Here is a 6,454-nt window from a genome sequence, read left to right on the forward strand (position 1 = left end):
GGCGCCGCGGCTTCCGGGCCGCGCGGGGCCGGGCGGCAGGTGACGCGCCGCGCGGCGCCGGTCACCGCCCGCTGCCCGCCCGGTCGCCGGTGAGGAATTCGGCCATCGCCGCCGCGACGACCTCGGGCCGGTCCAGCATGGACAGCACATACGCGTCGGATATCTCGACCAGGCGGGCCCCGGGGATCAGCTCTGCGAGGCGGCGGCCGTGTGCGCGGGGCATGACCTTACCGGCCGACGACCAGAGGATCAGGGCCTGACCGGTGAACCGGCGCAGCGCCTCGGTGTGCGCGACCAGTTCGCGGGCGCGGAATCCGGACCGCGTGTAGGCGAGCAGGTCCCGCCGGATGCGACGGTCCCGCAGGCCCGGCTCGGTCCAGCCGTGCACGAGTCCGTCCGGCAGTGGCCGGCGGGCCATCCAGCCGAAGAGCGGCGGCAGGCGGCGCAGCCAGGGTATCCGCAGCTGCCGCAGAGCGAGCACGATGCCACCGGGTAGCCAGGTCGCGACCTTCGCCGTCTTGCCCGGCAGTCCCGGCGGGAAGTTGTCGAACGCTTCGCACGGCAGCACGATCAGCCGGCCGACCCGGTCGTCCAGGCCGTAGGCGGTGAGGAACAGGGCCCCGCCCCAGTCGCTGTGCACCAGAACCACCTCGTCGAGATCCAGGGCGGCGAGGAAATCGGCGACCAGCCGGTTCAGTCCGCGCAGGCTCAGATCGGTCCCCGGTTCGAGCGGGATCGGATGCGCACCCAGCGGTAGGTCGGGCCGGATGTAGCGGAACCCGGGCGGTAACAGGTCCAGCACCGCGTCCCACACGGTGTGGTTCATCAGTAGGCCGTGCAGGAGTACCACCGGCGGCCCCTCCCCCTGCTCGACATAGTGGACCCGACCTGCGGGAATCTGTACCGTCGGCATCTGCTGACCCCTTTCGAGCGATCGCTCTAGAGTGATTGCTCTAGTCTGGAACGGTGACCGAGAAGATGTCAACCGGCACCCGCGACAGGTTGATCGCCGCGACCGTCGAACTGCTGCGCACCCGGGGATACAGCGGGACCGGCGTCAAACAGATCACCGTGTCGGCGGGTGTGCCGATGGGTTCGCTCTACCACCATTTCCCCGGCGGAAAGCCCGAACTCGCCGCCGCCGCACTGCGCGCGGCCGGCGCCGCCTACGGTGAACTGATCCCACTGCTGCTCACCCCCTATGCGGACCTGCGCGACGCCGTACCGGCGGCCTTCGCCGCGGCGGCCGAGCAGATCGAGCAGACCGGGTGGATCAATATGTGCCCCGTAGGGACGGTGGCCGGAGAGATCGCCGATGCCGAACCCGCGCTACGGCAGGTCCTCGCCGAGATCATCGACGACTGGATCACCGGCGGGACAGCGTATTTCGCCGGGCGCGGCCTGCCGCCCGAAACCGCGCGCGAACTGATCCTGGGTATCGTCACCACACTCGAGGGGGCCTTCGTGCTGAGCCGCACCCTGCGCTCCACCGAACCACTGCTGGCCGCGGGGCGTGCCATGAGCGCGCGGCTCACCGAACTGCTGACCGCTCCGGAATACACCGGATCGGTGGAACCGTAGGTCCGGCCGCAGCCGGACGAGGTGCACGGCGGCACACCGTCACCAGATGTCGATACCCGCACCGCGCCGGCTGTCGGCCGTCGCGCGGCGGGCCGGGCTGCGCGAGCAGCGCCGCGGCCAGGACCGCACGGGTATCCGCCGGGGGTCGATGACATCGTCGATTTCCAGGTGGGCGGCGGTGTTCACCGCGCTTTCCGGCTGCGCGTCCATCGCTGCTCCCACCTTCGACCCGGCCGGGCGCAGACGCGGACCGGGGACGAAGCTACGTCGCCGCCCGCCGCGCCCGCGGCGCCACCGGGCCGCCGCCCGCTATCCCCGCTCGGACCCGACGCCCTTCACCACGGCACGGTCCATGAATCCGAACAGGTAGCCCGCCACCCGGCGCATCTGGATCTCCTCCGCGCCCTCGGTGATCCGGTACCGGCGATGATGGCGGTAGATGTGCTCGAACGGGGTGTATCGGGAATAGCCGAGTCCGCCGTGCACCTGCATGGCGCGGTCGGCGGCCTCGCAGCACAGCCGGTTCGCCCAGTAGTTGCACATCGACACCTGCTCCGACACCGCGAACGTCCCGTAGGTGTCCATGGACCAGGCCGTCTTGTGCACCAGCGCCCGCAGCATCTCGCACTGGGTGTGCAGTTCGACCAGCTGGAACTGGATGGCCTGATTCGACGACAGCGGTTTGCCGAACGGTTTGCGCTCGTTGGCATAGGCCACCGCGCGATCCACGCAGTACTGGGCGGCGCCGAGGCTGGACGCGGCCTGCCGGATCCGGTTCTCGTTGAAGAAATGCTGGACCACGGCCAGCCCGCGGCCCTCCCGCCCGAAGATCGCCGAATCCGGGACGCGCACGTCGGTGAGCGAGACGCGGGCGTGGTCGGTGGGCATGTTGAAGGTCCACAGGTATTCCTCGACCCGGAACCCGGCGGTATCGGTGGGCACCAGGAACGCCGTGATTCCCCGGCCGTCGCCCGCGGCGCCGGAGGTGCGGGCGAAGATGAGGTCGGCGTCGGCCACATGCACACCGGTGTTCCAGGTCTTGGTGCCGTTGATGACCCACTCGTCACCGTCGCGGACGGCGGTGGTCTCCATATGGGTGGCGTCGGAGCCGTGTTCGGGTTCGGTGATACCGAAGGCGAAGAACCGGGTGCCCGCGGCCAGGCCGTCCACCCACTGCGCCTTCTGCTCCTCGGTCCCGTACTCCAGCATCAGCAGCAGCCCGACATTGTTCGCGACGATCGCGTGCTCGTTCTGCAGATCGCAGTGCAGACCGAGACCGCGGCGGGCCAGATGCTCGCGGATCACCGCCATACCGAGATTGGTACCGTCCCGGCCGCCGAACTCCTTCGGGAAGGCGTAGCGGTAGTGGCCGGCGTCGTCGGCCCGGCGCCGGGATTCGGCGAGCAGCGCCTCCCAGTCCGCGGTGGGCAGGCCACCGCGCTCCCAATCGGTGCGGGCGTCCTCGCGGCGATGATCGAAGAACCGGATATTGTCGTCGGCCTGTTCGAGCGGCCGGATCTCACGCTCGATGAACTCGTCGAGTTCGCCGAGATAGGCCGACAGATCGGCGGGCAACTCGAAATCCACGGTCTCTCCTAAGCTTTCACGCGGGGGCGGATCTGCATGAGCAGATCCCATTCGATTTCCGATACGCGGCGCCCGCTGGCGGCCATGACGATGTCGCGGACGGTTCCGTCGAGATGGGCGGCAGCCTGCTGGGCCAGCCCGACCCCCCAGTACAGCGTGCCCATGACCTTCCACCAGCGGTACCGGTCGAGATCGAAGATGCCGCCCGCCTCCTCATAGGCACCCACGAAGGTCTCGCGGTCGGCGAAACCGCCGAACTCCCGCGCGTCCTCCCGGAAACGCCACATCCGCAGGGCGGGCCAGGCGACGTCACGCATGGGGTCGCCGAACCGCTGGGTTCCCTCCCAGTCCAGTACCGCGCGCAATCCGTCGGCGCCGACGATCAGATTGCCGTTGCGCATATCGGTGTGGACGAGCGCGGGCGCCGACGGCGGTCCGGGCAGCCGTTTCTCCAGCCAGCGCAGGGCGAGGGAGAAGACGGAACGGTCGGCGAGCAGCAGGCGGGCGGCGGCCTCGACCTCGGCCAGATGTTCGGCGGCCGGGTCGGCGCCGGCGGCCGGTACCGATTCCGGCGCGGCGGCGGGGTCGATACGGTGCAACCGGGCCATTGCCGCGCCCCACTGGCGAGCGGTCCGGGCGGCGTTGCCGGACGCGGCCAGTGTCCGTAGCACCTTGCGCGGCACCGTTTCCCCGTCGATATGCTCGGAGACGACGAACGGTTCGCCGACGTAGGCGGTATCGGTGCAGACAGCGACCACCGCGGGTACCGGGACACCGTGCGCGCGGGCCAGTTCGCGGACCCCGGCCTCGCCGTCGACCGGCATCAGTTCGACCGCGGGCGGCACGACGGTCGCCACCAGACGCCGCGGTGTCCCGGCCACGGTCGCGGTGAAGGCGATATTGCGCCGGCGCGCCCCGGCGGAGAGGAACTGGAAATCGGTGATCGTGACCGGGCCGCCCAGCGCACCGGTCAGATAGCCGGTCAGTCCCCCGACCGGATCGGTGCTCATTCGCCCTCCCAGCTGTCGTAGCCGGGTTTGGCGATCGCGAGGTCGGCCCGGACCACCTCGGTGAGTGCCTGCCACAGCGCGTCGTCGTCGCCGACCGGGACCGCCGCGAGCAGTTCCTTTTCCCGGGCCGCCGCCGCGGGCCCGAGTTCGGCCTCACGGCCGAGGATGCGCGCCAGATTCGCGCCGACCCGGGCGCGGTGCTGCAGGTCGGGTGGAAGGGCCGGCAGCAGCGTGTCCTCCAGCAGTTCGGCGAGTGATTCCAGCAGCTCGGCTGCCGTCGGACGGTTCTGCACTACGGCTCCCCTCGGTCGGCCGCCGCCCGGCGGGACAGGGCCGAAGGCGCGCACGGTTGACGAGCGACCACGATCCGACCTCCTTGTCGTCGCTACGGGCGAGCGGTGAGACAAACAGTAGAGGATGTTCTCATCGTCGCACCAGGGATCCGGCCCGGCCCGCGACGACCACAGGCGGCCGCCCTGCGTCAGGCGGCCCGGGACCGGCAGCCCCCGAGGACACCACCGCTGGGCGTGGCCGCCATCGAGTCGGACCGACCGGGCCGCCGGTCCCGGCACACACCACCGTCCGCCGAACCCGGAACATCGCGCCGGGCGATGCGGATCAGCAGCGGACCGTCGCGACCGAATCGGTGGCCCGCCGAATCCGGCGCGGAGCGTTTCCGGTCGCGGTCAGGCGGCGACGGCGAGCACGGCCCCGGGTTCGCCCTCTTCCACCACGCGCCCGGCGCGCAACAGCACACAGTGATCGGCATCCCGCGCCTCGGCCGGATCGTGCGTCGCGTGCACCACGGTGACCCCGGCGGCGGCGACCTCCCGGATCGCCGCCGCGATGGCCAGGCGCGCGGCCGCATCCAGCCCGGTGCCGGGTTCGTCGAGCAGCAGCAGATCGGATTGCTGGGCCAGCGCACGCGCGAGCAGCACCCGCTGGCGCTGCCCGCCGGAGAGCGTGTCGAGGCGGCGCCCGGCGAGGTCGGTGATATCCATCCGGGCCAGACAGTCCGCCACGATCTCCCGGTCGGCCCGGGTGATCCGGCGCCACAGGCCCCGATGCGCCCAGCGGCCCATGGCGACCGTTTCGCCGACCGTGATGGGCAGCGTCGCGGGGACGGCCTGTTGCTGCACGACCAGCGCCGGGCGCCCGCCGCCGAGACCGGCCACTGTGCCGGCGTTCGGCGTGACGATCCCGCCGAGCACCCCGAGCAGCGTGGATTTTCCGGAGCCGTTCGGACCCATCAGCACGGTGACCCGCCCGCCCGGCACAGTCGCGGTGACCTCGTGCAATACCGGGTTCCCCTGGTAACCCGCCGACAACCCGGTGATCTCGATTCCCGCCGTGCGCATTCCATGACTCCCGCCGATAACTTGTAATGACAATCGTTATCAGTTTAATGTTTCTTTTCATGGATTGGCTGATCGCCCCGTTCGAAGTCACCTTCGTACAACGAGCTCTGTGGGGCGGCCTGCTGGTCTCCGGCCTGTGCGCGCTCGCCGGCACCTGGGTCGTGGTGCGCGGCATGGCATTTCTCGGTGAGGCCATGGCACACGGCATGCTGCCGGGCGTCGCCGTCGCGGCCCTGCTCGGCGGCAACCTGCTGCTGGGCGCGGTGGTGAGCGCCTCCGCCATGGCGGCCGGGGTCTCGGTACTGAGCCGCAACCGGCGGCTGTCCACCGATACCGGTATCGGGCTGCTGTTCGTGGGCATGCTCGCGATCGGGGTGATCCTGATATCGCGTTCGCGCTCCTTCGCGGTGGACCTGACCGGCTTCCTCTTCGGCGATGTGCTCGCGACCCGTCCCGGTGATCTGCTCTTCCTGCTGGTGGCGCTGGGCGCGGCCCTGGTGCTCACCGTGCTCGGGCACCGGGCCTTCCTCGCCCTCGCCTTCGATCCGCGCACCGCGCACACCCTGGGATTGCATCCCCGCCGGGCGCAGATCGCGCTGCTCGCCCTGCTGACCCTGGCGATCGCCGCCTCGTTCCATGTCGTGGGGACATTGCTGGTCTTCGGATTACTGGTGGCACCCCCCGCGGCCGCGACCTACTGCACCCACCGGATTCCGCGGATCATGCTGCTGGCAGCGGCTTTCGGCGCATTGTCCACCGTCGCGGGCCTGGTGATCTCCTGGCACGCGGGGACCGCGGCCGGGGCGACCATCGCCGCGACGGCGGTGGCGATCTTCTTCGCCGTCGCGGCCGGGGCCCGGGTACGGGCCGCGCTGCGCGGTGGATCGCCCGGCGGACCGGGCGCCCGCGCCGCCGGCC

8 protein-coding genes are annotated in these 6,454 nt (G+C 70.8%); 2 read left to right on the top strand and 6 right to left on the bottom strand.

The genetic code is table 11. From position 1 onward, the window contains the following. Positions 1-61: 61 nt before the first annotated feature. On the bottom strand, positions 62-913 hold the full coding sequence (locus ON38_RS18550) for an alpha/beta fold hydrolase (RefSeq protein WP_039826120.1): 852 nt from the start codon (positions 911-913) through the stop codon (positions 62-64). A gap of 53 nt (positions 914-966) precedes the next feature. Between ON38_RS18550 and ON38_RS18555 the strand changes: the two genes are divergently transcribed. Beyond that, on the top strand, positions 967-1,581 hold the full coding sequence (locus ON38_RS18555) for a TetR/AcrR family transcriptional regulator (RefSeq protein ID WP_245564100.1): 615 nt from the start codon (positions 967-969) through the stop codon (positions 1,579-1,581). Positions 1,582-1,620: 39 nt separating this feature from the next. Here the strand turns inward: ON38_RS18555 and ON38_RS36125 are convergent, their stop codons facing one another. The 5 genes from ON38_RS36125 to aztA all read right to left on the bottom strand — a co-directional run bounded on the left by ON38_RS36125 (position 1,621) and on the right by aztA (position 5,536). Further along, positions 1,621-1,791 (bottom strand): hypothetical protein, encoded by a 171-nt coding sequence (locus tag ON38_RS36125; RefSeq protein ID WP_157181809.1) that lies wholly within the window; start codon positions 1,789-1,791, stop codon positions 1,621-1,623. A 99-nt stretch (positions 1,792-1,890) separates the two neighbouring features. After that, positions 1,891-3,168, bottom strand: a complete 1,278-nt coding sequence (locus ON38_RS18560) for an acyl-CoA dehydrogenase family protein (protein WP_039826121.1) — start codon at positions 3,166-3,168, stop codon at positions 1,891-1,893. Between the two features lie 8 nt (positions 3,169-3,176). Beyond that, positions 3,177-4,178, bottom strand: a complete 1,002-nt coding sequence (locus ON38_RS18565; protein ID WP_039826122.1) for a phosphotransferase family protein — start codon at positions 4,176-4,178, stop codon at positions 3,177-3,179. After that, positions 4,175-4,471: a DUF6285 domain-containing protein gene (locus ON38_RS18570; protein WP_039826123.1), complete on the bottom strand. Its 297-nt coding sequence runs from the start codon at positions 4,469-4,471 to the stop codon at positions 4,175-4,177. Before ON38_RS18570 ends, ON38_RS18565 begins: the two co-directional genes overlap by 4 nt. 393 nt (positions 4,472-4,864) lie before the next feature. Beyond that, positions 4,865-5,536 carry a zinc ABC transporter ATP-binding protein AztA gene (gene aztA / locus ON38_RS18575; RefSeq protein WP_039826124.1) on the bottom strand — a complete coding sequence of 224 codons (672 nt, stop codon included), beginning with the start codon at positions 5,534-5,536 and terminating at the stop codon, positions 4,865-4,867. A 59-nt stretch (positions 5,537-5,595) separates the two neighbouring features. Between aztA and aztB the strand changes: the two genes are divergently transcribed. Then, positions 5,596-6,454, top strand: an 859-nt coding sequence (gene aztB, locus ON38_RS18580) for a zinc ABC transporter permease AztB (RefSeq protein WP_157181810.1), incomplete at its 3' end; no start/stop codon positions are given.

It is taken from the genome of Nocardia testacea NBRC 100365 (assembly GCF_000308775.1).
GTDB classification, from domain to species: Bacteria; Actinomycetota; Actinomycetes; order Mycobacteriales; family Mycobacteriaceae; genus Nocardia; species Nocardia testacea.

Excerpts from the sequence above, each read along its gene's own strand:
- aztA (WP_039826124.1), bottom strand. The coding sequence starts at position 5,536 with ATGCGCACGGCGGGAATCGAGATCACCGGGTTGTCGGCGGGTTACCAG.
- ON38_RS36125 (WP_157181809.1), bottom strand. The coding sequence starts at position 1,791 with ATGGACGCGCAGCCGGAAAGCGCGGTGAACACCGCCGCCCACCTGGAA.
- ON38_RS18550 (WP_039826120.1), bottom strand. The coding sequence starts at position 913 with ATGCCGACGGTACAGATTCCCGCAGGTCGGGTCCACTATGTCGAGCAG.
- ON38_RS18565 (WP_039826122.1), bottom strand. The coding sequence starts at position 4,178 with ATGAGCACCGATCCGGTCGGGGGACTGACCGGCTATCTGACCGGTGCG.